A 24,428-nucleotide genomic window follows, 5' to 3' on the forward strand; every position below is an offset into this window, starting at 1 on the left:
CGTACGGGCGACGCTGCCCCGGAAGCCGCGAAGGAGGGAACTTCACCTTTAGGAGGCCAGCGTGCCTGAAGCACCGACGATCGACGGCGGCAACACGGTTTGGCTGCTGGTTTCGACCGCTCTCGTGCTGCTCATGACCCCCGGACTGGCGCTGTTCTACGGCGGGCTCAACCGGGGCAAGGGCGTGCTCAACATGATGATGATGAGCTTCTCCGCCATCGGGCTCATCTCGGTTCTGTGGTGGTTCTACGGCTTCAGCGTCGCCTTCGGGACCGACGTGAACGGACTCTGGGGCGACCCCACCGCCTACCTGGGCACCAAGACGTTCCTCGCCGAGACCGACCTCTGGGGCGCCACGGCGGACAACCCCAGCGGCATCGGCGTCCCGCTGTACGTGTTCATGGCGTTCCAGATGGTCTTCGCGGTGATCACCGTCGCGCTGATCAGTGGCGCCGTCTCCGACCGGGCCAAGTTCGCCGGCTGGGTGCTCTTCGCCTTCGGCTGGGCCACCCTGGTCTACTTCCCGGTCGCCCACTGGGTGTGGGGCGGCGGCATCATCGGCGGCAAGCTCCACGCGCTGGACTTCGCCGGTGGTACCGCGGTGCACATCAACGCCGGCGCGGCGGCACTCGCCCTGGCGCTGGTGCTGGGCAAACGGCTCGGCTGGCCCCGGGAGGGCATGAAGCCGCACAACATCCCGCTGGTCGCCCTCGGCGCGGGTCTGCTCTGGTTCGGCTGGTTCGGGTTCAACGCCGGCTCGGAGCTGACGGTTGACTCGGTCGCCGGTCTGGCCTTCATCAACACCCAGCTCGCCACCGCCGCGGCGGTGCTCGGCTGGATCGCGGTCGAATGGATCAAGGACCGCAAGCCGACCATGGTCGGGGCGTCCTCCGGCGCCGTGGCCGGTCTGGTCGCCATCACCCCGGCCTGCGGTTTCATCGCCCCGTGGGCGTCGGTCCTGCTCGGCATCGTCGCCGGCGTGGTCTGCGCGCTCGCCATCAGCCTGAAGTACCGGTTCGGCTACGATGACTCGCTCGACGTGGTCGGCGTGCACTTCGTCGGCGGTTGGATCGGGTCGCTCTGGCTCGGTCTGTTCGCCACCAACTCGGTCAACGGCGCGATCAGCGACGTGGTGGGCGCCTCGGACGGCCTCTTCTACGGTGGTGGCCTGACCCAGCTCGGTCGGCAGGCGCTCGCTGGCCTGATCGTGAGCGCCTGGTCGTTCGGCGTCGCCTGGCTGCTCGCCACGGCGATCGAGAAGACCATCGGCTTCCGGGTCGGCAGCGAGGCCGAGGTCGAGGGCATCGACGTCGCCGAGCACGCGGAGAGCGCGTACGACCTGTCGCCCACCACGGGCAGCAGCGCCGGTGGCGCGTTCGCGATGGCCGGGATCGGCGCCGCCAGGCCGACCCCGGAGCCCACCGGCGCGGCGGCGGAGCCCGTCGAGCCGGCCAGCGAGAAGGTCGCCGGTTAACGTTCCTGGGATGGAGGGGTTGGACATGAAGCTGGTGACCGCGGTCATCAAGCCGTACCAGCTGGACGCGGTGAAGGAGGCTCTGCACGCGCTCGGCGTGGCCGGCCTGACCGTCAGCGAGGTCCAGGGCTACGGCCGGCAGAAGGGGCACACGGAGGTCTACCGGGGTGCCGAGTACACGGTCGAGTTCCTGCCCAAGATCCGGGTCGAGGTGCTCACCGACGAGATGGACGTCGACAAGATCGTCGACGCCATCGTGGGAGCGGCCCGGACCGGCAAGATCGGCGACGGCAAGGTCTGGGTGACCGCCGTCGAGGAGGTCGTTCGCGTGCGCACCAACGAACGCGGCCTGGACGCCCTGTAAGGAACGCGTCGATGACCTCGTCGATCAGGGAGAACGCGTCCGGAAACTCCGGGAACGGCGACGCGCACTTTTTGATCAACGAGGTCGTCGGCGTGCCGGGCGGGATCGGGGCGGCGGCGCGGCGGGCGCGGGCGGACGCGCTGGACGCCTGGCTGGGCTCGATCTTTCCCCGCCGGGACGGGGTCGCCCTCGTCGCGGTCGGCGGGCTGGGGCGGCGGCAGTGCGCGCCGTACGGGGACCTCGACCTGGTGCTGCTGCACGCCGGGGTGCCCGGCACGGACGAGCTGGCCGCCTCGCTGTGGTATCCGATCTGGGACGCCGGGCTGCGGCTGGACCATTCGACGCGCACCGTCGCCGAGGCGCTCTCGGTGGCCCAGGACGACGTGAAGGTCGCCCTCGGCCTGCTCGACGCCCGCTACCTCGCGGGCGACCGGGCGCTCGCCGACCAGCTCATCCGTACCGCTGCCGATCACTGGCGGCGGACCGCCGTCCGGCAGCTGCCGCGGCTGCGGGAGATCACCACCGCCCGCTGGGAGGCCCACGGCGAGCTGGCCTTCCTGCTCGAGGGCGACCTCAAGGAGGCCGCCGGCGGGCTCCGTGACGTGGGCGTCCTGCGCGCCATCGCGACCGCCGGCGTCACCGACGCGCTGCGCCCGGCCGTCCACGCCGCCCACCTGCGGCTGCTCGACACCCGCGACGCCCTGCACCAGCAGGTCGGCCGCCGGGTGGACCGGCTGGTGGCCCAGGAGCGCGACGGCGTCGCCAAACTGCTCGGCCTGCGACAGCTCCAGCCGGGGCCGCCTGACGCCGCGCAGGGACCCGCAGGTGCCGTGGACGACCGCGACGCCCTGCTGCGTCGGGTCGCCGGGGACGCCCGCACGGTCAGCCACGCCCTCGACGACGCCTGGCGGGCCGGGGACCGGCTCCGGACCGACCGTCGCCGGGGCGCGGGCCGGCCGGCGCGCCGTCCGGTCGCCCGGGACGTGGTCGAGCACGGCGGGGAACTGGTGCTCGCGCGGACCGCCATCGGGGCCCGGCCCGACCCGAGCCTGTCGCTGCGGATCGCCGCCGCCGCGGCCGTCACGCGGCTGCCGATCGCCCGGGCGACCTGCGAGTGGCTGGCCGCGTACTGCCCGCCGCTGCCCGCGCCCTGGCCGCCGGACGCCCGCGCCGCGCTGGCCACCCTGCTCGGTGCCGGTCCCGGGCTGGTGCCCGCCTGGGAGACGTGCGACCGGTACGGCCTGATCGAGGGCTGGCTGCCCGAGTGGACCAGGCTGCGCAGCCTGCCCCAGCACAACCCCGTGCACCGGTTCACCCTCGACCGGCACCTGGTGCAGACCGCGTACGAGGCGAGCCGGCACACCCGCGAGGTGGACCGGCCCGACCTGCTGCTGCTCGGCGCGTTGCTGCACGACATCGGCAAGGGACTGCCCGGCGAAGGTGCCGCCGGGCGGGCCGGCAGGTCCGAGCCCGCCGGCACCTTCGTGGACCACAGCGTCGTCGGCGCGCCGATCGCCGAGGCGGTGGCCACCCGGATCGGACTGGCCGCGCCCGAGGTCGCGCTGATCGGGAAGCTGGTCCGGCTGCATCTGCTCCTGCCCGACGTGGCCACCCGGCGCGACCTGTCGGACCCGAAGACCATCGCCGGTGTCGCCGAGCAGGTCGGCGACACCACCACCCTCGATCTGCTGCACGCCCTGGTCCGCGCCGACGCCGTCGCCACCGGCCCGGCCGCCTGGTCCGACTGGAAGGGGCGGCTGATCGCCGAGCTGGTCGCCCGGGTACGCACCGCGCTGGACACCGGTGCGCTGCCCGCGCCCCCCGCCCCCGACCCGGCGCTGGTGGCGGGGCCGCTGCCGGTCGTACACCTGGCAGACGACCGGGTGGCGGTGGCCGCCGCGGACCGGCGGGGCCTGCTCGCGACGGTGGCCGGCTGCCTGGCCCTGCACCGGCTGGAGGTGATCTCCGCCGACGCCTCCACGATCGACGGGCGGGCTCTGGTCGAGTGCCGGGTGCAGCCCCGCTACGGCCTCGCGCCCGACCCCGTCGCGCTCAGCGCCGACCTGCGGCGCGCCGTCGCCGGGGACGTCTCGGTGACCCAGCGGCTGCGCGGCCGGGCCCTCGCCGCCCGCGGCCAGGGTGCCGCGCCCCGGGCGGTCTGGCACCGCGAGGCGGCCACCGACGCGGTGCTGCTGGAGCTGCGCGCGGCCGACGCGGCCGGGCTGCTCTACCGGGTCACCTGCGCCCTCGACGAGGCCGGCGCGCAGGTGCGGGCGGCCCGGATCTCCACCCTCGGCGGCGACGTGGTCGACGCGTTCTACCTGGTCGGCGGCTGGCCCGACGACGCCGAGCGGGCCCGCATCTCGGCCGCCGTCCTCGCCGTCGTGTAGGGGCATACGTCCCGGGGCGTAGGCGTGGAGCCGCTCGCGGGGCGACGCGCGAGGGCCGGGCGGCCGGCACGCTCGTGGCATGAACCTGCCAGTGCAGACCGAAGGGCTCACCAAACGGTACGGCGGCCTCACCGCCGTGCAGGACCTCGACCTGACCGTCCGGCCCGGCGAGGTGTACGGCTTCCTCGGCCCGAACGGCGCCGGCAAGACCACCACCCTGCGCATGCTGCTCGGGCTGGTCCGCCCCAGCGCCGGCACGGTACGGCTGCTCGGCCGGCCGCCCGGCGCGGGCCGGCTCACCGGGGTCGGGGCGCTCATCGAGGGACCGGCCTTCTACCCGTACCTCTCCGGGCGGGACAACCTGCTGGTGCTCGCCCGCTACGCCGGGGTCGGCGCCGACCGGGTGGCGCTGGTGCTCGACCTGGTCGACCTCACCGACCGGGCCGGCGACCGGTACGCCGGCTACTCGTTGGGCATGAAGCAGCGGCTCGGTGTGGCCGCCGCACTGCTCAAGGACCCGCGCCTGCTGATCCTCGACGAGCCGACCAACGGCCTCGATCCGGCCGGCATGGCGGACATGCGCACGCTGATTCGCCGGCTCGGTGCCGGCGGGTGCACGGTGCTGGTCTCCAGCCACCTGCTCGGTGAGGTCGAGCAGGTCTGCGACCGGGTCGGGGTGATCTCCCGGGGGCGGCTGGTCGCCGAGGGCAGCGTCGCCGAGCTGCGCGGCGCGGCCGTACTGCGGGTGCTCGCCGACCCGCTCGACCACGCGGCGGCGCGGGCCCGCGAGCTGGTCGGTGCCGAGCGGGTACGGGTGGTGGACGGCGGGCTGGAGTTGTCCGTCGAGCCCGACCGGGCCGCCTGGCTCAACGCCGAGCTGGTGGGCGTCGGGGTGGCGGTCCGGGAGCTGCGTGCCCGGGAACGGGATCTGGAGCAGGTCTTCTTCGACCTCATCGAGAAGGGAACGGCCGATGTCGCGTAGCTTCCGGGCCGAGGCGGTCAAGCTGGTCCGCCGGCCGGCGTCCTGGCTGCTGCTGGCCATCGCGCTGGTGCTCGCCCTGATCTTCACGTACGTCTTCCCGTACGCGAGCATCGCCGGCGGGACGACCGGCCCGAACACCGACCGGACCCTGCCGATGCTCCTGCCCGACCAGCTGGTCGGGAACTCGCTCGGCGGGCTGCCGGTCTTCCTGGGCGCGATCGTGCTGATCCTCGGCGTGCTCACGGTCGGCGGCGAGTACGCCTGGGGCACCTGGAAGACGGTGCTCACCCAGGGCCCCACCCGGCTGGAGGTGTACGCGGGCAAGCTGCTGGTCCTGGCGGCCGCTGCCCTCGTCGTGGTGCTCTCGATCTTCGCCGTCGGCGCGGTGGCGAGCGCGTCGATCGCGGTCGCCGAGTCGCAGCCGGTCCACTGGCCGTCGGCCGGCGACCTGCTCACCGGTATCGGAGCGGGGTGGCTCATCGCCACGATGTGGGCCATGCTCGGTGCCGTGCTCGCCGTCGCGCTGCGAGCGGTGGCGCTGCCCGTCGGGCTGGGGCTGGTGTGGATGCTCGCGGTGCAGAACCTGCTCGCCGCGATCGCCGCGCCGCTGCTCGACTGGGTGGCCCAGCTCCAGAAGGGGTTGCCCGGCCCGAACGCCGGTTCGCTGGCGGCCGCGCTCGGCGCGACTGGGGACACCCCCGGCGTCGCGGCGACGGTCGGGGGCGGGCGGGCGGCCATCGTGGTGGCGGCCTACCTGGTGGCCTTCATGGCGGTCGGCGGGGCGCTGCTGCGCCGGCGGGACATCGGCTGAGGCCGGCGGGGAGGGACGGCATGGACCGGAACCGGAGCGGCTGGGGCGACGGCGTCTTCGACGCCCTGGTCGCCCTGGCCCTGGTCGTCGTCGGGCTGTTCGGCACCGGGCCGGCCGGCCTCAACCAGGGGGTGGGCACCGGCCGGGCGACGTATCCGCTGGTCGTGGTGGCCGCACTGGCCCTGGCCGGACGGCGGCGGTGGCCGCTGGCCGTCCTGGCCGTGATCACCGCGGCGACCACGGCGTACCTGGTGCTCGGCTACCCGTACGGGCCGATCCTGATCTCGTTCTTCGTCGCGGTGTACACGGTCGCCGCGTACCGGCCGCTACGGACCGCGGCGCTGGCCGGCGCCGTCGCGCTGCCGGCGCTGCTGGCGCACGCCTTCGTCGGGGTACGCCCGTCCGGCCTGGTCGGCCTGATGCCGGTCGCCGCCTGGGTGGTCGTGCCGTTCGCGGTGGGCACGACGGTGCGGCTGGGCCGGGAGGGCGCCGCCCGGAACCGGGTCGACGAGGCCCGCCGGTTGGCCGATGCCGAACGGCTGCGGGTGGCCCGGGAGGTGCACGACGTGGTCGGGCACGGGCTCGCCGCCATCCACATGCAGGCGGAGATCGCCCTGCACCTGCTGGCGAGGAAGCCGGAACAGGCCGAGTCGGCGCTGACCGCGATCAGCCGGACCAGCAAGGAGGCCCTGGACGAGCTGCGGGTGACCCTCACCGTGGTCCGGCGGGACGAGGCGGCCGACGAGCGGGCTCCCGCCCCCGGGCTCGGCCAGCTGCCGCAGCTGCGCGACCGGCTGGCCGGTGCGGGGGTGCCGGTCACTGTCGAGGTCACCGGGGAGCCGCGCCCGCTCCCGGTCGCCGTGGACCTGGCCGCATACCGGGTGGTGCAGGAGTCGTTGACCAATGTGCTGCGGCACGCGGGCCCGGCCACCGCCACCGTCCGGCTCCGGTACACGCCGGCCGAGGTCGCCGTCGAGGTCACCGACACCGGCCGCGGCCCGGTCACCGGGCCGGGCTGGGCCGGCGGGTACGGCCTGGCCGGCATGCGGGAGCGGGTCACCGCACTGGGTGGGTCGTTCGCCGCCGGCCCCGGCCCAGGCGGGGGCTTCCGGGTGTCCGCCACACTGCCCGTCGAGGAGGTCGCATGATCAGGGTGTTGCTCGCCGACGACCAGGACCTGGTCCGGATCGGGCTGCGGGCCCTGGTGGAGAGCGAGGACGACCTCACCGTGGTGGGCGAGGCGGCCGACGGGCTCGGCGCGGTCGAGCTGGCCCGGCGGGAGCGCCCCGACGTGGTGCTGATGGACGTCCGGATGCCGGGCGTCGACGGCATCGAGGCGACCCGGCGCATCGTCGCCGACCCCGAGCTGGCCGGCACCCGAGTGGTCGTGCTGACCACCTTCGAGCTGGACGAGTACGTCTTCGACGCGCTCCGCCACGGGGCGAGCGGTTTTCTCACCAAGGACACCCGCCCGGCCGAGCTGCTGCGGGCGATCCGGCTGGTCGCCGAGGGGGAGGCGCTGTTGTCCCCGTCGGTGACCCGGCGGGTGGTCCGGGAGTACGCCACCCGGCCGGCCCGGGTGCCCCGACCGCATCCCCGGCTGGACACGCTCACCGACCGGGAACGGGAGGTGGTGGGGCTGGTCGGCGAGGGGCTGAGCAACGCCGAGATCGCCGAGCGGCTGGTGGTCAGTCCGGCCACCGCGCGTACCCACGTCAGCCGGGCCATGGTCAAGTTGGGTGCCCGGGACCGGGCGCAGCTGGTGGTCTTCGCGTACCAGTCGGGTCTGGTCGTGTCGTGACGCTAATTACCACAAAACGGTGCGTTTCACGCCGACTCGGCGAACTGACGTATCCGAAGTGGGGCTCTCGCGTTCACCTTTGTGTGCGCTGGGCGGATGGCACGGGGATGTGCTGTTTGCCCACCTTCTGAGCAGTCGGCATGGCACGTGCCGCTGAAGGGAACGTCTCACATGCGTGACCGGCACGGCTCGTCCTCGATCGCCACGGAGGACATCGAGGGCGTCCTGTACCTACCGCAGCCACCGACGGACCAGGAAAAGTACAGCTATTTCCAGAAGTCGAAGCCGTGGATCTTCGCGTGGATCTTCGTCAGCGCCCTCGGCATCCTGTACGGCTACGTGATGGTGGCCGTCAAGGCGCCGTGGACCACGCCCGCCCTGCTCTTCCTGCCGATCATGATCATGCCGGTGCTGGTGAACTTCTGGTTGCGCAGCCACCGTCCGCGGCTGACCCTGCCGAAGCACAAGGCGATCGTCTCGCAGTACCGCCCGGATCCGGCCGACACGGTCGACATCTGGGTGCCGATCTGCGGCGAGCCCATGGCCGTCCTGGAGAACACCTGCCGGGCGGTCGCCGCCGTCGAGTGGCACGCACCGGTCATGCGGTACCTGCTCGACGACGGTGACCGGCGACCCGAGGTCGAGCAGCTCGCCATCAAGCACGGCTTCGTCTACATGCGTCGCCGGGATCCGGTGCCCGGCCGCCCGCCGCAGGAGGGCGAGCGTGGTTGGTTGAAGAAGGCGGGCAACATGATCAACGCCTTCGAGTACTCGATCGGCCGCTTCGGTGCGGTCTTCGACGCGGACTTCGCGCCCCGCCCGGACTTCCTGTACGAGACCGTGCCCTACATGCAGGCCGAGCCGCGGATCGGCATTGTGCAGACCGCCCAGTACTTCGACGTCGAACCGTGGATGAACTACGTCCAGCGAGGCGCCGGCAGCCTCCAGGAGATCTTCTTCCGCTGGATCCAGCCGGCGCGGGACGTCTGGCGGGCGGCCATCTGTGCCGGCACGAACGTGGTCTACCGGCGGGAGGCGGTGGAGGCGGTGGGCGGGTTCGCGCGGGTTCCCCTGGGCGAGGACGTGAACTCCGGCGTGAAGCTGTGGACCGGCGGCTGGGAGACCCGGTACCTGCCGCTCGCGCTGGCCAAGGGTGTCGCGCCCGACACCTGGGCGGCGATCACCAACCAGCAGCAGCGATGGTGCCGCTCGTCGATGCTGCTGATGACGGAGAAGCATTTCCGCGACGCCAAGTTCAACTGGCAGCAGCGGATGGCGTTCTGGGCCGCCTTCCTCTACTACATGGCGTCCGCAGGCCTGTTGATCACCGGGCCGTTCCCCACCCTGACCATGCTCTGGTTCTTCCCGGAACGGGTCCTACCGCGCAACTACCTGCCGATGGTGCCCGCCGTGCTGGCCACCCTGCTCGTCTTCCCGATGATGGCCCGCGGCTGGCGGCCGTCCATCTTCCGGCTCTGTCTCATCAACTCCGCGTGTCACGTCATCGCCATCTGTGACGCGCTCCGGGCGAAGGTGCAGGAGTGGGTGCCGACCGGCGCCGCCGGCCGGACGCCCAAGGCGAAGAAGAAGGGTGCGCCGGAGCGGGTCTCCCGGCTGATCCGCAGCTGGATCGTCGCGGTGCAGGTGCTGCTCTGGGCTGGTCTCGCGCTCCGCTTCCCGCAGTACGGCATCGGTCCGCTGTGGACGACGGCACTCCTCGCCGGGGTGCAGCTGTACATGGTGGCACCGCTGCTCACCCCCTCCTACGGCGTCCGACCGGGCGTTCCACCCACCCCGCCCCCGATTCCTGTCTCCCCGGCTCCCGCTCCCGCCCAGCTGGCCCTGACTGCGCGAGTGGACGTGCCTCGCGTACCGGTCGGATCGGGTTCTGTGCAGGGCGCGCCGGGTCACGTCCCCGTCGCGGCGTCCGCGCCGCGGGGCGCCGGGACGGCCACCGCAACCTGGGCACCGACGGCCGCCTGGACGGCCGGGAACCGCCAGGATCCGGTGCGGCCGCAGCCGCCGGCGTCTCCCCGGGCGCATTCGCGGCCGGCAGCGCAGCCGGCGCTGTCCTACCAGCCGAGGCATGCGCTGGTGCATCCGCCCACGGTGGGGGGAAGGCGGTGAGCGACATGGCATCCCGATGGAGACGGCTGCTGGCGGCCACGGTGGTGCTCGCGGCGCTGCTACCGCTCGCGGCATGCGGCGGCGACAAGGACCGGGGCACCCGGAATCCGTCGGGTTCCCAGGCCCCGCCGCCCGGCTCCGCCCCGCAACCAGCGGGTCCCGTGGTGGCGGACGTGGACGAGTTGCTGGGCGACCGGGTCCTCTTCGGCATCACGACGCACGACCCCGCGGAGGCCGCGCTGGCTGACGTCGCGCTGAAGCTGAACTGCCGGCCCTCGGTGGTGCAACTCTTCGCCTCGGTGGAGAAGGGGATCTCGGCGAAGCGGCTCGCCGAGGTACCCGGAACCCCGTTGCTGGCGATGGAGCCGTGGCACAACACGTCGGGGCGTACGCAGCCGGCGTGGACGCTGGCAAGCACCATCGACGGGCAGTGGGACGAGCGCTACGAGGCCATCGCCCGGGCGGTGGTCGCCTACGGCAAGCCGATCCTCATCCGGTTCGGTCACGAGATGAACGGCCACTGGTATCCGTGGGGGACGCGCAACGGGAACCGCCGGGGTGAGTTCATCACGGCCTGGCGGCACGTCGTGGAGATCTTCCGGGCCGCGGGCGCCACCAACGCGCTGTGGGTGTGGTCGCCGAACATTCTGCGTGGCGCCGACAGCCGCACGATCAAGGAGTTCTGGCCCGGTGACCAGTACGTGGACGTCGTCGGCGTGACCGGGTACGGGGTGCGGGAGGCCACGCCGGAGACCACCTACCGGGCGACGTTGAAGCAGGTGTACGCGCTGACCCGGAAGAAGATCCTGCTGACCGAGGTGGGGGTGCAGCCGGGGCCCGAGAAGGAGAACTGGCTCAGACGCTTCGGCCCCTGGCTGCGGGACAACCCCCGCGTCGCCGGCTTCATCTGGTACCAGGTCGTCCGGCAGGGCGACTGGCGGTTCGACGACACCCCCGCGAACCTCGCCGCTTTCAGGTCCGGTCTGGCGGCGGCGGATCCGGCATGCTGACGAACGACAACGCCGCCCGGCCGCGTCCCCGATCCGACGCGGTGACCGAGTTCCTGCCGAGGACGACCGAGGGCACGATCATCATGCCCCGGGTGCGGCGGCCCATTCCACCGGCCAGGGAAAACGCGCCGATCGTCGCGGGGGAACGGGTCGTCCGCTACCCGGCCTGGCAACAGGCGCTGATCTTCCTGCTGTCGGCCTCGCTCACGCTCGCCATCGGCGCGCGGGGCATCGCTGACCGACAGCTGTGGAACGACGAGTACGCCACCTGGCACGCCGCCACCCTCGACTGGGCGGAACTGTCGAGACTGCTCGACCACGTGGACCGCGTGCTCGGGCTTTACTACGTGCTGATGCATGGCTGGGTGTCGCTGGTGGGTGACGACCCCGGCATGCTTCGGCTGCCCTCGCTCGTGGCGATGAGCTGCGCGGCCGGCTGCACGGCCCTGGTCGGTCAGCGGCTGTTCGACTGGTACGCCGGGCTGGCCGCGGGCGTCATCTTCGGGCTCGTGCCGTCGGTCAGCCGGTACGCGCAGGAGGCCAGGCCGTACGCGCTGTCCGTGGCCGCCGTCACCCTCGGTACCGCGCTGCTGCTGGTGTCGCTGGAGCGACCGCGCTGGCCGTGGTGGTTCGCCTACAGCCTCAGCATGGTGCTGGCCTGCGCGTTCCACCTCGTCGCCGGGCTGGTCCTCGCCGCGCACGCGATCATCTTCTGGCTGCGCTATCAACGGTCCGAGCGGGACGTGCGGTTGTGGAAGTACCTGGGGGCGCTGGCGCTGATCGCGGCCGTGGCGCTGCCGTTGATCTACTCCGGCTCGGACCAGTCCGGCGCCATCGACTGGATCAAGGCGGACGGGACGACGATCGTCGAGCTGCCCAAGCGGCTGTTCGGCTCGTATCAGGCAGCAACGGCGGTCTGCGCTCTCGCGTTGCTCGGCCTCCTCGCGCTGCCGTTCGTCCGACGCCGTGGAACGTTGGCCGCCCTGCTCGTCTGGGCGCTGTTTCCGCCGCTGTTCACGTTCGTCACGTTCCCGCTGCTGCACCTCTTCCTCTACCGGTACTTCCTGTTCACCCTCCCGGCATGGGCGCTGCTGGCGGCGGGCGGCCTGCATGCCATGACCCGGCTGAGCTTCCGCCGGTCGTGGCCGCAGCTGCTGCTGCTGGTCGCGGCGTTGCCCGGATTGATCCTGCTGACCCTCGCGGGGCAACGCGAGGCACGCGAGCCGGTCCTCGAGTGGGAGCCCGACTTCCGGTCCGCCGCCCGGGTGATCGCCCCCGACGTGCGTCCGGGGGACGCGATCGCCTACGCCGGGCTCGCCCGACCGCCGCGGTTGGCCATGACCTACGAACTGCGCGACGGTGGCCTTCCGGCGGACATCTTCCTGACCCGGTCGGCCGCCGAGCGAGGCAGCTTCGCGGGGCAGGAGTGCGACGTCGCCCTCAGCTGTCTCGGTGATCACAAACGGATCTGGCTGGTGAGTACCAGCGCCGATCAGCAGCCCTGGTCGGAGATGTCGCCGGACCGGGCGGCGACGTTGGGCAAGCTCTTCCAGATCGAGCGGGAAGAGCGGTTTCAGCACGTGCAGGTGTACCTGCTGGTCCGCAAGCCCAAGCGCTGAGCGAGACCCACCGCGCCTCGGCACCGCCGCCGGCGCGGGTGCGGATGCCCGTGACGGTCGCGGCCGCGCCGGCGGGAAGCGTCGGGGAGGTGGGACCGTTACCCTTGCGGGTAGCCGGCCTTGTGCGTGCCGGCTGATTGTGCCCCGCCAAAGACGACAAACGGGATGTTCGCGTGTTTGACACCTTGAGTGACCGCCTGTCCGGGATCTTCACGAAGCTCCGCGGCAAGGGTCGGCTCACCGACGCCGACATCGACGCCACCGCGCGCGAGATCCGCATGGCGCTGCTGGAGGCCGACGTCGCCCTGCCGGTGGTCAAGGGCTTCATCGCGAACGTCAAGGAGCGGGCCCGCAGCGCCGAGGTCTCCCAGGCGCTGAACCCGGCCCAGCAGGTCGTCAAGATCGTCAACGAGGAGCTGGTCGCCGTCCTCGGTGGCGAGGGGCGGCGGCTCCAGTTCGCCAAGCACCCGCCGACCGTGATCATGCTGGCCGGTCTCCAGGGTTCCGGTAAGACCACGCTGGCCGGCAAGCTGGCCCGCTGGCTCAAGACCCAGGGCCACCAGCCGCTGCTGGTCGCCGCCGACCTCCAGCGTCCGAACGCCGTCGGGCAGCTCCAGGTGCTCGGTGGCCGGGCCGGCGTCGAGGTGTACGCCCCGGAGCCGGGCAACGGCGTCGGTGACCCGGTGCAGGTCGCGCGTGCCTCGATCGAGCACGCCAAGCGGGCCGCCCGGGACATCGTGATCGTCGACACCGCCGGTCGGCTCGGTATCGACGCCGAGATGATGCAGCAGGCCGCCGACATCCGCGACGCGGTCCAGCCCGACGAGGTCATCTTCGTCATCGACGCGATGGTCGGTCAGGACGCCGTCCGCACCGCCGAGGCGTTCCGCGACGGCGTCGGCATCACCGGTGTGGTCCTCTCCAAGCTCGACGGTGACGCCCGCGGTGGCGCCGCGTTGTCGGTGCGGGAGGTCACCGGGCAGCCGATCCTCTTCGCCTCCACCGGCGAGAAGCTGGAGGACTTCGACGTCTTCCACCCCGACCGGATGGCCAGCCGGATCCTCGGCATGGGCGACGTCCTCACGCTGATCGAGCAGGCCGAGGCGGCCTTCGACGCCGATCAGAAGGAGAAGATGACCGCCAAGCTGATCGGCGGCGAGACCTTCACCCTGGAGGACTTCCTCGACCAGCTCATCGCGGTTCGGCGGATGGGCCCGATCGCCAACGTGCTCGCCATGATGCCCGGTATGGGGCAGATGAAGGACCAGCTCGCCGAGCTGGACGACAAGCACTTCGACCGGGTCACCGCGATCATCCGGTCGATGACCCCGGCCGAGCGCACCACCCCGAAGATCATCAACGGCTCGCGGCGGGCCCGGATCGCCAACGGTTCCGGCGTGACCGTGATGGACGTCAATCAGTTGCTCAACCGCTTCGCCGACGCGCAGAAGATGATGAAGCAGATGGGCGGCATGATGGGCCTGCCCGGAGCAGGCCGGCGCAAGGCGACCAAGTCGCCCAAGAATAAGCGGAAGGGCACCAAGGGTGGCGGCCGGCCGCGGACCGGCGCCGGGGTGCCGGGGGGCTTCCCGGGCGGCATGCCGCAGCTCCCGCCGGGCCTGGACCCGGGCGACCTGGCCGGCGGCCAGGGCCTGCCGCCGGGCTTCAAGCTGCCGAAGATCGACTTCAACAAGCTCGGCAAGGGCGGTGACAACCGCCCCCGCTGACGCCTGTCGGTGACGGGCGGGGATCCGCTCACCCGCCCACACCGCCCGTCGGGACGACCTCCTCGCCGCCGCCGAGGAGTGATCGGGTAGGACTGTGCACATGGCTCTGCATGTGCGCGGTGTGCTCCTGCCGGACGACGAGGTCCGGGATCTCTGGCTGGTCGGCGACCGGGTCACCTTCGAACCGGTGCCCGGCGCGGAGACGGTCGTCGACGGCGGCTTCGTGCTCCCCGGCCTGACCGACGCCCACTGCCACATCGGCATCGCCCACGGTGGTGCCCCGGTCACCTCCCTCGACCAGGCCCGGGAGCTGGCCCGGACCGACCGGGACGCCGGGGTGCTCGCCATCCGGGACGCCGGCTCGCCGTACCCGTACCCGGAGCTGGACGACGACCCGGAGCTGCCGCGACTTGCCCGCGCCGGCCGGCACGTCGCGCCGCCGAGGCGCTACCTGCGCGACATCGGGGTGGAGGTGGGCGCGGCCGAGGTGGCCGCGACGGTGGCCGAGCAGGCCGCCGCCGGCAACGGCTGGGTCAAGCTGGTCGGCGACTGGATCGACCGCGGCGTGGGCGACCTCGCGCCGTCGTGGGACACCGACACCATGACGGCCGCCGTCGCCGCCGCGCACGCCGCCGGGGCACGCGCCGCCGTGCACACCTTCTCCGAGTCGGCCGTGGAGATCATGGTGCGGGCCGGGGTGGACTCGGTGGAGCACGGCACCGGGCTGAGCCTGGACCTGATCGACCTGATGGCCCGCCAGGGCACCGCGCTGGTCCCCACGATGATCAACATCCAGACCTTCGGCGGCATCGCCGACCAGGCCCGCCCGAGGTTCCCCGGGTACGCCGACCACATGCTCGCCCTGCGGGACCGCTTCCCCGACGTGGTCCGGGCCGCGTACGAGGCCGGGGTGCCGATCTACGTCGGCACCGACGCCGGCGGGGGCATCGACCACGGGCTGGCCGCCGAGGAGATGCTGCTGCTGCACGAGCGGGCCGGCATGTCCACCGAGGACGTCCTCGCCGCCGCCTCCTGGCGGGCCCGCGAGTGGCTCGGCTTCCCCGGTCTGGTCGAGGGCGGCCTCGCCGACCTGGTCGTCTACCCCGAGGACCCGCGCCGCGACCTGCGGGTGGTCCGTACCCCGTCCCGCATCGTCCTCCGCGGCCGCGTCCTGCGCTGACCGGGGCTCAGCTCACGGTCAGCTGATATCGCGCCTTCACCCAGAACTCGCCGCCGTCGGTGCCGCCGAAGGTCAGTTCGTGCTCGCCCGGGGCCAGCGCCGGCAGGCTCGCCCAGAGCCCCCAGCAGGTGACCGGGTACGGCCGGGACCGGGCGGTGACGCCGTTGCCGAACGCCCCGCGTACCTCGAAGGGAGTCGGCGTGCCGATGGTGGCGAGCGGCACCCGCTCCCCGTCGAGCTTGGCGTGCCCGGTCGCCGAGCTCACCACCGGTACCTCGCCGGGGCCGGAACCGACCTGCCACATGTTGAAGGCGGGGAAGAAGAGCGGCCGCCCGGCGGGGATCGCACAGCGCCGCCGCACCGTCCCGCCGTACGTGCCGGCCAGGAACCAGACGTCGTCGGGCTGGTGGTGTCCGGCGTCCTCGCCGGTGCTGTCGTGGATCGGGTCCTTCGTCGGCCCGTGCGCCGCCACCCAGCGCACCCAGCGCGCGACGGAGCCCTCGGGCGAGGACGGTGGGTAGGGCAGCGGGGCCGGCTCGGAGGAGCGGCTGAACAGGGAGAACAGCGAGGGCATGGCCGCAGATGCTAGCCAATGCCCGCGCGGGCGTGCCCGATCGCGCCGCCCCGCCGGGGGCGGCATAGGATGTGCGGTCATGGCACGCGTGCTCACTCCCCGTGCGGAGGACTTCCCCCGCTGGTACCAGGACCTGATCGCCAAGGCCAAGCTGGCCGACAACGGCCCGGTGCGGGGCACCATGGTCATCCGACCGGCGGGCTACGCCATCTGGGAGCGGATGCAGGCCGAGATGGACGCCCGGATCAAGGCGGCCGGCGCGGAGAACGCGTACTTCCCGCTCTTCATTCCGGAGAGCTATCTCAAGCGCGAGGCCGAGCACGTCGAGGGCTTCTCGCCGGAGCTGGCCGTGGTCACCCATGGCGGCGGCAAGCAGCTCGCCGAGCCGGTGGTGGTGCGCCCCACCAGCGAGACGGTGATCGGCGAGTTCATGGCCAAGTGGATCGACTCGTACCGGGACCTGCCGCTGCTGCTCAACCAGTGGGCGAACGTGGTCCGCTGGGAGCTGCGGCCCCGGATCTTCCTGCGCACCAGCGAGTTCCTGTGGCAGGAGGGCCACACCGCGCACGCCACGCGGGAGGACGCCCGCGCCTACGCGCGCCGGATCCTGCACGAGGCGTACGAGGACCTGATGGTCAACGTGCTCGGCATCCCGGTGGTGGTCGGCCTGAAGACCGCCCGCGAGCGGTTCGCCGGCGCGACCGCCACCTACACCTGCGAAGGCATGATGGGCGACGGCAAGGCGCTCCAGCTGGGCACCAGCCACGAGCTGGGCCAGAACTTCGCCAAGGCGTTCGACATCAGCTTCTCCTCCGCCGAGGGTGGCCGGGAGCTCGCCTGGACCACCTCCTGGGGCACCTCGACCCGGATGCTCGGCGGTCTGATCATGTGCCACGGCGACGACAACGGCCTGCGGGTGCCGCCGAAGCTGGCGCCGGTCCAGGCGTACGTGATGGTCGTCAAGGACGGCGAGGGCGTGGGCGAGGCGGCGGCCAAGCTCCGTGACGCGCTGCGCGACGCCGGCGTCCGGGTCGCGCTGGACGACCGGACCGACACCGCCTTCGGCCGCCGGGCTGTCGACGCCGAGCTGCGCGGCTACCCGGTCCGCGTCGAGGTCGGCCCCCGCGACCTGGCCGCCGGCAACGCGGTGGTGGTCCGGCGTACGGACGGCTCGAAGGCCGCGACCCCGGTGGCCGACGTGGTGGGCGCGGTCCTCGCCGCGCTGGAGGCCGACCAGCAGGCGCTGCACGACCAGGCCCTCGCGGTCCGGCAGTCCCGCACCACCGACGTCGCCACGCTGGCGGAGGCGATCGAGGCGGCGGCCACCGGGTGGGCCCGGGTGCCGTGGTCGGCGGTCGGCGTCCAGGGCGAGGCCGAGGCGAACGGCCAGGGGGTCACCGTCCGGTGCCTGCTGCGCGCCGACGGCTCGGTGCCGGACTCCGAGGACGAGCCGGACCTGGTCGCCATCCTGGCCCGCGCCTACTGAGGTGTGCGGAGGGCCCCTTCGTCGCGACTGGGTGGGAGGAGGGGCTCCGCTGACCGCCTGGGGTGGTGACGTGCGTTTCGAGCCGGGCCGGCTGATCATGCACCGGAACGTGCGCAACGGCCGGATCGGCTGGGTCCGGCCGGCCCGCGTGGTCCTCGACGACGACCGGGGGTTGCTGCTCTGGGTCGCCCGGGACACGCCCGTGGCCAACGAGGTGACCGAGGCGGGGCTGGGCATGCGGGCCGTGCCGTTCGCCGAGTGGATCACCTCCCGCTACCGGCTCGCCCGGGGCAGCTGGAACGGGCCGCCGCTGCTCAAGTTCCTGCCCACCGGCGCGGCCCACTCCGTCTGGTGGTTCCGCGACGTCCGGGGCGGGTTCCGGAACTGGTACGTCAACCTCGAGGAACCGGGCGTGCGGTGGGACGACGGCGCGGTGGCCGGGGTCGACGTGGTGGACCAGGATCTCGACGTGGTGGTCCATCCCGACCTCAGCTGGGAGTGGAAGGACGAGGACGAGTTCGTCGAACGCCTGGCCTTCCCGGACCACTACTGGGTGACCGACGAGAAGGCCGTCCGCGCCGAGGGGGAGCGGGTGATCGCCCGTGCCGAGGCCGGCCTCTTCCCCTTCGACGGCACCTGGTGCGACTTCACCCCACCGGCCGAATGGGACGTACCGGACGGATTGCCGCCCGGCTGGGACCGGCCGCCGGTCCGCTGACCGTGTCGTACGTCACCCGACGGGCGACCCGGGTGACCTGTCCGGGTCCGGTGCGAGAGATCGGGGCCGGATCTGGCAGAATGGTTCGCTGGTATCCGGCGCGCGTCCGGCGCCCTCTAACCCGGGCGCGTCGCCAGTTGACCGAGCAGTCTCCGGCCCAACCCCACTGTGCCGGTCGGCGCTCACCCGCCACACCGCCCGTACCGGGCCGGTGAGATCGCAACAGGAGCGAAACAACTGTGGCCGTAAAGATCCGGCTCCTGCGGATGGGCAAGATCCGCAACCCGCAGTACCGCATCGTCGTCGCCGACTCGCGCACCAAGCGTGACGGCCGGGCGATCGAGTTCGTCGGTGTGTACCAGCCGAAGGAGGACCCTTCGGTGATCGAGGTCAAGTCGGAGCGGGTCCAGTACTGGCTGTCCGTCGGCGCGCAGCCGAGCGAGGCGGTACAGCGCCTGCTGGAGCTGACCGGTGACTGGCAGAAGTTCAAGGGCCTGCCGGCCCCGGCTCCGCTGAAGGTCGCCCCGGAGCGGGCCGACCGCAAGGCGGCGTACGAGGCCGAGGCGAAGGCCGCCGCCGGCCTGGCGGAGACCCCGGCCAAGCCGGCCAAGAAGGCTGCGAAGCCGGAGGCCGCGAAGCCGGAGGCCGAGGCGCCGAAGGCCGAGGAGCAGACCGGTGCCGAGTCCGGCGAGCAGGCCTGACATGGCGCTGCGTCCCGCCCTGGAGCACCTGGTCAAGGGGATCGTCGACCACCCGGACGACGTCCGGGTGCGGATGGTCGATTCCCGCCGGGGCAAGCGGCTCGAGGTCCGCGTGCACCCGGAGGACCTCGGCACGGTGATCGGGCGGTCCGGCCGGACCGCCAAGGCGCTGCGCCAGGTGATCGGCTCCATCGGTGGGCGTGGGGTACGCGTCGACATCGTCGACTCGTACTGATGCTTCTCATCGTCGGCAGGATCGGCAAGCCGCACGGAATCCGCGGTGAGGTCACCGTGGAGGTGCGGACCGATGAGCCCGAAGCACGGTTCGCCCCGGGCATGGTGCTGCGCACCATGCCCGGGGCGGTGCCCCGGTCTGAGCGCATCACGGGTGTGCTGCACACCATGCCCGGGGCGGCCGCGCCCGCGGAGCCCGGGGCCTACCGGGTGCCGGAGGAGCTGACCGTCGAGGCCGCGCGCTGGCACCAGGGCCGGCTGCTGGTGGCCTTCGAGGGAGTGCTGGACCGCGACGTCGCCGAGGCGCTGCGCGGCACCCTCGTCGGGGTGGACAGCGCCGACGTCGCGCCGCCGGAGGACCCGGAGGAGTTCCACGACCACCAGCTGGTCGGTCTCGCCGTGGTCACCCCGGCCGGCGAGCCGCTGGGCGAGGTGGCCCGGATCGACCACGCCCCCGCCTCCGACCTGCTGGTGCTGCGCCGCCCCGAGGGGCGGACCGCGCTGATCCCGTTCGTCAAGGCGATCGTGCGCGAGGTCGATCTCGCCGGCGGTCGCGTCGTCGTCGACCCGCCCGGCGGTCTGCTCGACCTGTAGCTGGAGCCACCCGTCATGCGCGTCGACATCGTGTCGATCTTTCCCGAGTACTTCGCCCCGCTGGACCTGTCACTGATCGGCAAGGCCCGCGCGAACGGCACGCTGCGGCTTGCCGTGCACGATCTGCGGACCTGGACCCACGACGTGCACCGCACGGTCGACGACACGCCGTACGGCGGCGGCCCCGGCATGGTGATGCGGCCGGAGCCGTGGGGTGCGGCGCTGGACGCCCTCGCGCCGGCGGAGGCACCCCCGCCCCGGCTGCTGGTGCCCTCGCCGGTCGGCGTCCGGTTCAGCCAGGCCATGGCGCACGAGCTGGCCGCCGAGTCGCACCTGCTCTTCGCCTGCGGCCGGTACGAGGGCATCGACCAGCGGGTGCTCGACCACGCGGCGACCCGGATGCGGGTGACCGAGGTCTCCCTCGGCGACTACGTGCTCTTCGGCGGTGAGGTGGCGGTGCTGGTGATCCTGGAGGCGGTCACCCGGCTGCTGCCCGGGGTGCTCGGCAACGCCGGTTCGCTGGACGAGGAGTCGCACGCGCACGGGCTGCTCGAGGCGCCGATGTACACCAAGCCGGCGACCTGGCGCGGGCACGAAGTGCCCGAGGTGCTCCGCTCCGGCGACCACGGGAAGATCGCCCGCTGGCGGCGTGACGAGGCGCTGCTGCGCACGGCGGCCCGCCGGCCGGACATGATCGCCGCGCTGCCGCCGGAGAGCCTGGACAAGCGGGACCGGGCGGCGTTGGACCGGGGTGGATTTCAGCTGCCGCCGGGGGATGTGGCAAAGTAGGGGGGTTGCCGCATCCGTCCACGCCGTGGGCGGCTGCGAGGACCCTCGACCGGGGTCGGCGTCGCCGGCCACCACCCGGGGGTCAGAATCACCCATTCGCGCATCGACTGACGGTGCGCCGTGAGCCTCACGAGGACGCAGCGATGAACATCCTGGACGCCCTTGACGCACAGTCGAAGCGCGTTGACCTCCCCGACTTCCGTGCCGGTGACACCGTCAAGGTGCACGCTCGGGTCGTCGAGGGCAACCGGTCCCGGGTCCAGATCTTCCAGGGCGTCGTCATCCGCCGCCAGGGTGACGGCCTGCGCGAGACCTTCTCGGTCCGCAAGGTCAGCTTCGGTGTGGGTGTGGAGCGGACCTACCCGCTGAACAGCCCGGCGATCGACCGGATCGAGATCGTGACCCGCGGTGACGTGCGGCGCGCCAAGCTCTACTACCTGCGCGAGCTGCGCGGCAAGAAGGCCAAGATCAAGGAGCTGCGCGAGAAGCAGCCGGCGAGCTGAATCTTCCTTCGCCACGCCGCCTCACCTGCGTGGATGTCGTATCGACCGGATCGCTTTACCCTGGTCGTACGGGCGCAGGAGGACGGCGCGCTGCGCTCGTTCGACGCGTGGCACGACGAGTCACTACCGCCCGCGGGGTCTCCGGCGAGACTCCCGGGCGGTAGTGTCGTTTCTGCGGACCGGAGAGTGGCATGGTGCAGATGCTTGACGAGGACGGCACCGTCGATCCGTGGCGCCGGCGAGCCCGGCGCACCCGCCGGTCGATGCCCCTCTGGCAGGAGCTGCCCCTGCTGCTGGTCGTCGCCTTCTGCCTGGCGGTGCTGATCCGCACCTTCCTGCTCCAGGCGTTCTTCATCCCGTCCGGGTCGATGGAGAACACCCTGCTCATCGGCGACCGGGTGCTGGTCAACAAGGTCGTCTACGACGTCCGCGACCCGGTCCGCGGCGAGGTGGTGGTCTTCCGGGGCACCGACAACTGGGTGGCCCAGGAGGCCCCGACGCCGCCGACCAACTTCGCCGGCAGGATCGGCCGGACCCTCGGCGACCTGGTCGGCGTCAGCCGTCCCGGCGAGAAGGACTTCATCAAGCGGGTCATCGGCGTGCCCGGCGACCGGATCTCCTGCTGCGACGACGGCCGGGTCGTGGTCAACGGCGTACCGCTGGACGAGAGCGCCTACGTGTCCGAGGATTCGCCGGCCGAGCTGCCGCCGAATGCGAAGGAGTGCCGCTCCCGGCAGTTCACCGAGGTGGTCGTACCCCCGGGGCAGATCTTCGTGATGGGAGACCACCGGCTGGTCTCGCAGGACGCCCGGTGCCAGGGTCCGGTGCCGATCGACAACGTGGTCGGCCGGGCCTTCATGATCGTGTGGCCGTCGCAGCGGTGGGCCACGCTGCCCGTCCCGCAGGCCTTCGCCGACCTGACGCAGCCCCACGCGGCACCGGCCGGGCCGGTGCCGGTGGATCCCGACCCGGTGGGCGGTGTGATCCTGGTCCTCCCCGTCACGGCCACGCTCTCCGTTCTCGCGCGTTCGGGGCGACTGCGCCGCACCCGGGGACGTAGGCTCCTCCCGTGATCGACGAGCAGACCGAAAAGCCGCGCAGCTCCTTCTGGAAGGAGCTGCCCATCCTCCTGGGCGTGGCGATCCTGGTCGCAGTGCTGGTACGTGCCTTCGTGCTGCAGACCTTCTTCATCCCCTCGCCGTCCATGGAGAACACTCTCAAGATCGACGATCGGGTGCTGGTCAACAAGCTGGTCTACGACTTCCGCTCGCCGCACCGGGGCGAGGTGATCGTCTTCAAGGCGCCCACCACCTGGAGTGGAAACCCGGAGGGCGAGGACTTCATCAAGCGGGTGATCGGAGTCGGCGGCGACCACGTGGTCTGCTGCGACCACACCGGCCCGCAGGAGCGGCTGGTCATCAACGGCAAGCCGATCGACGAACCGTTCGTCTTCCCCGGCAACAAGCCGGCCGACCGGGACTTCGACATCACCGTGCCGCAGGGACGGCTCTGGGTGATGGGTGACCACCGGGAGGCCTCCGGCGACTCGCTGGAGCACTGGCAGCAGTCCGGCGAGGACATCACCGAGGCCACCATTCCCGAGGACCAGGTGGTCGGCCGGGCGTTCACGATCTTCTGGCCGCCCAGCCGGGCGACCTGGCTCACGGTGCCGAAGCAGTTCGACGGGATCCCCAATCCCTGACCCTGGAGGGCGTGGGCGTTCGTCGGACGCGTCTGGCAGGCTTGGGCGGTGACCGTCTACACCCCTCGCCGTGCGGCCCGTGTGCTGCTCGTCGACGCGTCCGATCGGGTGCTGCTCTTCGCCGGCACCGACCCGGGCCGACCGGGGCACGCCTACTGGTTCACGCCGGGCGGCGGCCTGAAGCCGGGGGAGAGCACCGCCGAGGGCGCGGCCCGCGAGCTGGCCGAGGAGACCGGGCTGCGGCTCGCCCCGGCCGCGTTGGGCGCGCCGGTCTGGTCGGAGACGGTCGAGTTCCCGTTCGACGGCGTCTGGTACCGCCAGGAGCAGGAGTTCTTCCTGTTGCGGGTGCCGTCCTGGGAGGTCGACACGGCGGGCTTCGACGAGATCGAGCGGGCCAGCGTGTCCGGCCACCGGTGGTGGCCGGTGGCGGAACTGGCCGCGACCGCGGAGCGGTACTACCCGCCGGACCTGCCGGACCGGCTCACCCGGGCGCTCGCCGGAGGTGCGCCGTGCTGACGCCCCCGCGCACCGTGGTGCGCCGCGACGGCGGCCTCTACGCCTTGGAGCGGGCCCTGCAACGGCGGGGATTCCGGCACGTGGCCGGTGCCGACGAGGCCGGCCGGGGGGCGTGCGCGGGCCCCCTGGTGGCCGCCGCGGCGGTGCTGCCCGAGGGGCGGCGCGGCGAGATCGAGGGGCTGGCCGACTCCAAGCTGCTCACCCCGGCCAGCCGGGAGCGGATCTACGACGAGGTGGTGGCACGCGCCCTGGCGTACGCGGTGGTGGTCATCCCCGCCGACGAGGTCGACGCGCGGGGGCTGCACGTGTGCAACCTGGCCGCGATGCGCCGGGCGCTCGCCTCGCTGACCACCCGCCCGGATTACGTGCTGACCGACGGCTTCGGCGTCGACGGGCTGGACGTGCCGGGGCTGGCGGTCTGGAAGGGGGACCGGGTGGCCGCCTGCGTCGCGGCGGCCAGCGTGCTGGCCAAGGTCACCCGGGACCGGATCATGGTGGAACTGGACGAACGGCACCCCGGCTACGGCTTCGCCGAGCACAAGGGCTACATCACGCCGGAGCACACCACCGCGCTGCGGGAGCTCGGACCGTGCCGGGAGCACCGCTTCTCGTACGTGAACGTGGCGGCCGTCTCCGGGCGGGACGGGCAGCCACCCCGTTCCCGCCGGCCGGTCGTCGGTGGCCCGGACGAGCCGATGGAGCAGTCCGGCGCGCCAGGGGGTACCGTCGGCGTGGCGTTGGGCGAGCAGCCGCGACCTCCGGCGCCGGTGGGGGAAGATGTGGTCATGGAAGGCGGAGTGCGATGAGCGCGGAAGATCTCGAAAAGTACGAGACCGAGATGGAACTGCAGCTCTACCGGGAGTACCGCGACATTGTCCGCCAGTTCTCCTACGTGGTGGAGACCGAACGCCGCTTCTACCTGGCCAATCAGGTCGACCTGCACGTTCGCAACTCGGACGGCGAGGTCTACTTCGAGGTGGAGATGCACGACGCCTGGGTGTGGGACATGTACCGCCCTGCCCGATTTGTCAAGAACGTGCGGGTGATGACGTTCAAGGACGTCAATGTGGAAGAGCTGGAAAAGCCCGACATCTCCCTTCCCGCAGACTCCGGATTCGGCAGCTGA

At 72.3% G+C, this 24,428-nt stretch carries 25 protein-coding genes; 24 read left to right on the forward strand and 1 reads right to left on the reverse strand.

Annotation, left to right across the window (positions count from 1 at the left end; translation table 11 throughout):
- The first annotated feature begins 61 nt into the window (after positions 1-61).
- The 12 genes from ACNAVT_RS04465 to ACNAVT_RS04520 all read left to right on the forward strand — a co-directional run bounded on the left by ACNAVT_RS04465 (position 62) and on the right by ACNAVT_RS04520 (position 15,485).
- The gene (locus ACNAVT_RS04465; RefSeq protein ID WP_416293060.1) at positions 62-1,474 is read left to right on the forward strand and encodes an ammonium transporter; all 1,413 of its coding nucleotides are present in this window, start codon (positions 62-64) and stop codon (positions 1,472-1,474) included.
- A 25-nt stretch (positions 1,475-1,499) separates the two neighbouring features.
- Positions 1,500-1,838, forward strand: a complete 339-nt coding sequence (locus ACNAVT_RS04470) for a P-II family nitrogen regulator (RefSeq protein WP_416293572.1) — start codon at positions 1,500-1,502, stop codon at positions 1,836-1,838.
- Positions 1,839-1,849: 11 nt separating this feature from the next.
- Complete coding sequence (locus ACNAVT_RS04475; RefSeq protein ID WP_416293063.1) at positions 1,850-4,228, forward strand: [protein-PII] uridylyltransferase; 2,379 nt, start codon at positions 1,850-1,852, stop codon at positions 4,226-4,228.
- 79 nt (positions 4,229-4,307) lie between these two features.
- Complete coding sequence (locus ACNAVT_RS04480) at positions 4,308-5,210, forward strand: ABC transporter ATP-binding protein (RefSeq protein ID WP_416293065.1); 903 nt, start codon at positions 4,308-4,310, stop codon at positions 5,208-5,210.
- Positions 5,200-6,021, forward strand: a complete 822-nt coding sequence (locus tag ACNAVT_RS04485) for an ABC transporter permease subunit (RefSeq protein ID WP_416293067.1) — start codon at positions 5,200-5,202, stop codon at positions 6,019-6,021. Before ACNAVT_RS04480 ends, ACNAVT_RS04485 begins: the two co-directional genes overlap by 11 nt.
- A gap of 20 nt (positions 6,022-6,041) precedes the next feature.
- Complete coding sequence (locus ACNAVT_RS04490) at positions 6,042-7,169, forward strand: sensor histidine kinase (protein WP_416293069.1); 1,128 nt, start codon at positions 6,042-6,044, stop codon at positions 7,167-7,169.
- Positions 7,166-7,822 (forward strand): response regulator transcription factor, encoded by a 657-nt coding sequence (locus tag ACNAVT_RS04495; protein WP_416293071.1) that lies wholly within the window; start codon positions 7,166-7,168, stop codon positions 7,820-7,822. Before ACNAVT_RS04490 ends, ACNAVT_RS04495 begins: the two co-directional genes overlap by 4 nt.
- Positions 7,823-7,993: 171 nt before the next feature.
- A complete protein-coding gene (locus ACNAVT_RS04500; RefSeq protein WP_416293073.1) occupies positions 7,994-9,949 on the forward strand; it encodes a glycosyltransferase family 2 protein in 1,956 nt (651 codons plus the stop codon).
- 5 nt (positions 9,950-9,954) lie between these two features.
- On the forward strand, positions 9,955-10,959 hold the full coding sequence (locus ACNAVT_RS04505; RefSeq protein WP_416293075.1) for a glycoside hydrolase family 26 protein: 1,005 nt from the start codon (positions 9,955-9,957) through the stop codon (positions 10,957-10,959).
- Complete coding sequence (locus tag ACNAVT_RS04510; RefSeq protein WP_416293077.1) at positions 10,953-12,578, forward strand: glycosyltransferase family 39 protein; 1,626 nt, start codon at positions 10,953-10,955, stop codon at positions 12,576-12,578. The genes ACNAVT_RS04505 and ACNAVT_RS04510 overlap by 7 nt, the downstream gene beginning before the upstream one ends.
- A gap of 173 nt (positions 12,579-12,751) precedes the next feature.
- Positions 12,752-14,305 (forward strand): signal recognition particle protein, encoded by a 1,554-nt coding sequence (gene ffh / locus ACNAVT_RS04515; protein ID WP_416293079.1) that lies wholly within the window; start codon positions 12,752-12,754, stop codon positions 14,303-14,305.
- A gap of 100 nt (positions 14,306-14,405) precedes the next feature.
- Positions 14,406-15,485: an amidohydrolase family protein gene (locus ACNAVT_RS04520; protein ID WP_416293081.1), complete on the forward strand. Its 1,080-nt coding sequence runs from the start codon at positions 14,406-14,408 to the stop codon at positions 15,483-15,485.
- 7 nt (positions 15,486-15,492) lie between these two features.
- Here ACNAVT_RS04520 and ACNAVT_RS04525 read toward each other — a convergent pair whose 3' ends face one another.
- A complete protein-coding gene (locus ACNAVT_RS04525) occupies positions 15,493-16,059 on the reverse strand; it encodes a hypothetical protein (RefSeq protein WP_416293083.1) in 567 nt (188 codons plus the stop codon).
- Between the two features lie 79 nt (positions 16,060-16,138).
- Between ACNAVT_RS04525 and proS the strand changes: the two genes are divergently transcribed.
- From proS to ACNAVT_RS04585, 12 genes are all read left to right on the forward strand, one after another.
- Entirely contained in the window at positions 16,139-17,545 is a 1,407-nt protein-coding gene (gene proS / locus ACNAVT_RS04530; protein WP_416293085.1) for a proline--tRNA ligase, read from the forward strand.
- Positions 17,546-17,615: 70 nt separating this feature from the next.
- Complete coding sequence (locus ACNAVT_RS04535; protein ID WP_416293087.1) at positions 17,616-18,263, forward strand: DUF402 domain-containing protein; 648 nt, start codon at positions 17,616-17,618, stop codon at positions 18,261-18,263.
- A 239-nt stretch (positions 18,264-18,502) separates the two neighbouring features.
- Positions 18,503-18,964: a 30S ribosomal protein S16 gene (rpsP, locus tag ACNAVT_RS04540; protein WP_416293089.1), complete on the forward strand. Its 462-nt coding sequence runs from the start codon at positions 18,503-18,505 to the stop codon at positions 18,962-18,964.
- On the forward strand, positions 18,939-19,199 hold the full coding sequence (locus ACNAVT_RS04545) for an RNA-binding protein (protein ID WP_030500803.1): 261 nt from the start codon (positions 18,939-18,941) through the stop codon (positions 19,197-19,199). The genes rpsP and ACNAVT_RS04545 overlap by 26 nt, the downstream gene beginning before the upstream one ends.
- Positions 19,199-19,792 carry a ribosome maturation factor RimM gene (gene rimM / locus ACNAVT_RS04550; RefSeq protein WP_416293092.1) on the forward strand — a complete coding sequence of 198 codons (594 nt, stop codon included), beginning with the start codon at positions 19,199-19,201 and terminating at the stop codon, positions 19,790-19,792. Before ACNAVT_RS04545 ends, rimM begins: the two co-directional genes overlap by 1 nt.
- A gap of 15 nt (positions 19,793-19,807) precedes the next feature.
- On the forward strand, positions 19,808-20,581 hold the full coding sequence (gene trmD, locus ACNAVT_RS04555; RefSeq protein ID WP_416293094.1) for a tRNA (guanosine(37)-N1)-methyltransferase TrmD: 774 nt from the start codon (positions 19,808-19,810) through the stop codon (positions 20,579-20,581).
- A gap of 143 nt (positions 20,582-20,724) precedes the next feature.
- Positions 20,725-21,084: a 50S ribosomal protein L19 gene (rplS, locus tag ACNAVT_RS04560; RefSeq protein WP_088977890.1), complete on the forward strand. Its 360-nt coding sequence runs from the start codon at positions 20,725-20,727 to the stop codon at positions 21,082-21,084.
- Positions 21,085-21,275: 191 nt separating this feature from the next.
- On the forward strand, positions 21,276-22,157 hold the full coding sequence (gene lepB, locus ACNAVT_RS04565) for a signal peptidase I (RefSeq protein ID WP_416293097.1): 882 nt from the start codon (positions 21,276-21,278) through the stop codon (positions 22,155-22,157).
- Positions 22,154-22,786, forward strand: a complete 633-nt coding sequence (gene lepB / locus ACNAVT_RS04570) for a signal peptidase I (protein ID WP_416293098.1) — start codon at positions 22,154-22,156, stop codon at positions 22,784-22,786. The genes lepB (ACNAVT_RS04565) and lepB (ACNAVT_RS04570) overlap by 4 nt, the downstream gene beginning before the upstream one ends.
- A gap of 48 nt (positions 22,787-22,834) precedes the next feature.
- Positions 22,835-23,302 (forward strand): NUDIX hydrolase, encoded by a 468-nt coding sequence (locus ACNAVT_RS04575; RefSeq protein ID WP_416293099.1) that lies wholly within the window; start codon positions 22,835-22,837, stop codon positions 23,300-23,302.
- On the forward strand, positions 23,296-24,108 hold the full coding sequence (locus tag ACNAVT_RS04580) for a ribonuclease HII (protein WP_416293101.1): 813 nt from the start codon (positions 23,296-23,298) through the stop codon (positions 24,106-24,108). Before ACNAVT_RS04575 ends, ACNAVT_RS04580 begins: the two co-directional genes overlap by 7 nt.
- Positions 24,105-24,428 carry a DUF2469 domain-containing protein gene (locus ACNAVT_RS04585; RefSeq protein WP_011905215.1) on the forward strand — a complete coding sequence of 108 codons (324 nt, stop codon included), beginning with the start codon at positions 24,105-24,107 and terminating at the stop codon, positions 24,426-24,428. Before ACNAVT_RS04580 ends, ACNAVT_RS04585 begins: the two co-directional genes overlap by 4 nt.

This window comes from Micromonospora sp. SL4-19, assembly GCF_047921475.1.
Classification (GTDB): Bacteria; Actinomycetota; Actinomycetes; order Mycobacteriales; family Micromonosporaceae; genus Micromonospora.

Excerpts from the sequence above, each read along its gene's own strand:
- ACNAVT_RS04495 (WP_416293071.1), top strand. The coding sequence starts at position 7,166 with ATGATCAGGGTGTTGCTCGCCGACGACCAGGACCTGGTCCGGATCGGG.
- lepB (WP_416293097.1), top strand. The coding sequence starts at position 21,276 with ATGGTGCAGATGCTTGACGAGGACGGCACCGTCGATCCGTGGCGCCGG.
- ACNAVT_RS04510 (WP_416293077.1), top strand. The coding sequence starts at position 10,953 with ATGCTGACGAACGACAACGCCGCCCGGCCGCGTCCCCGATCCGACGCG.
- ACNAVT_RS04500 (WP_416293073.1), top strand. The coding sequence starts at position 7,994 with ATGCGTGACCGGCACGGCTCGTCCTCGATCGCCACGGAGGACATCGAG.
- ACNAVT_RS04520 (WP_416293081.1), top strand. The coding sequence starts at position 14,406 with ATGGCTCTGCATGTGCGCGGTGTGCTCCTGCCGGACGACGAGGTCCGG.
- proS (WP_416293085.1), top strand. The coding sequence starts at position 16,139 with ATGGCACGCGTGCTCACTCCCCGTGCGGAGGACTTCCCCCGCTGGTAC.
- ACNAVT_RS04480 (WP_416293065.1), top strand. The coding sequence starts at position 4,308 with ATGAACCTGCCAGTGCAGACCGAAGGGCTCACCAAACGGTACGGCGGC.
- ACNAVT_RS04585 (WP_011905215.1), top strand. The coding sequence starts at position 24,105 with ATGAGCGCGGAAGATCTCGAAAAGTACGAGACCGAGATGGAACTGCAG.
- ACNAVT_RS04505 (WP_416293075.1), top strand. The coding sequence starts at position 9,955 with ATGGCATCCCGATGGAGACGGCTGCTGGCGGCCACGGTGGTGCTCGCG.
- ACNAVT_RS04525 (WP_416293083.1), bottom strand. The coding sequence starts at position 16,059 with ATGCCCTCGCTGTTCTCCCTGTTCAGCCGCTCCTCCGAGCCGGCCCCG.
- rimM (WP_416293092.1), top strand. The coding sequence starts at position 19,199 with ATGCTTCTCATCGTCGGCAGGATCGGCAAGCCGCACGGAATCCGCGGT.
- ACNAVT_RS04485 (WP_416293067.1), top strand. The coding sequence starts at position 5,200 with ATGTCGCGTAGCTTCCGGGCCGAGGCGGTCAAGCTGGTCCGCCGGCCG.
- rplS (WP_088977890.1), top strand. The coding sequence starts at position 20,725 with ATGAACATCCTGGACGCCCTTGACGCACAGTCGAAGCGCGTTGACCTC.
- ACNAVT_RS04475 (WP_416293063.1), top strand. The coding sequence starts at position 1,850 with ATGACCTCGTCGATCAGGGAGAACGCGTCCGGAAACTCCGGGAACGGC.
- ACNAVT_RS04470 (WP_416293572.1), top strand. The coding sequence starts at position 1,500 with ATGAAGCTGGTGACCGCGGTCATCAAGCCGTACCAGCTGGACGCGGTG.
- ACNAVT_RS04490 (WP_416293069.1), top strand. The coding sequence starts at position 6,042 with ATGGACCGGAACCGGAGCGGCTGGGGCGACGGCGTCTTCGACGCCCTG.
- trmD (WP_416293094.1), top strand. The coding sequence starts at position 19,808 with ATGCGCGTCGACATCGTGTCGATCTTTCCCGAGTACTTCGCCCCGCTG.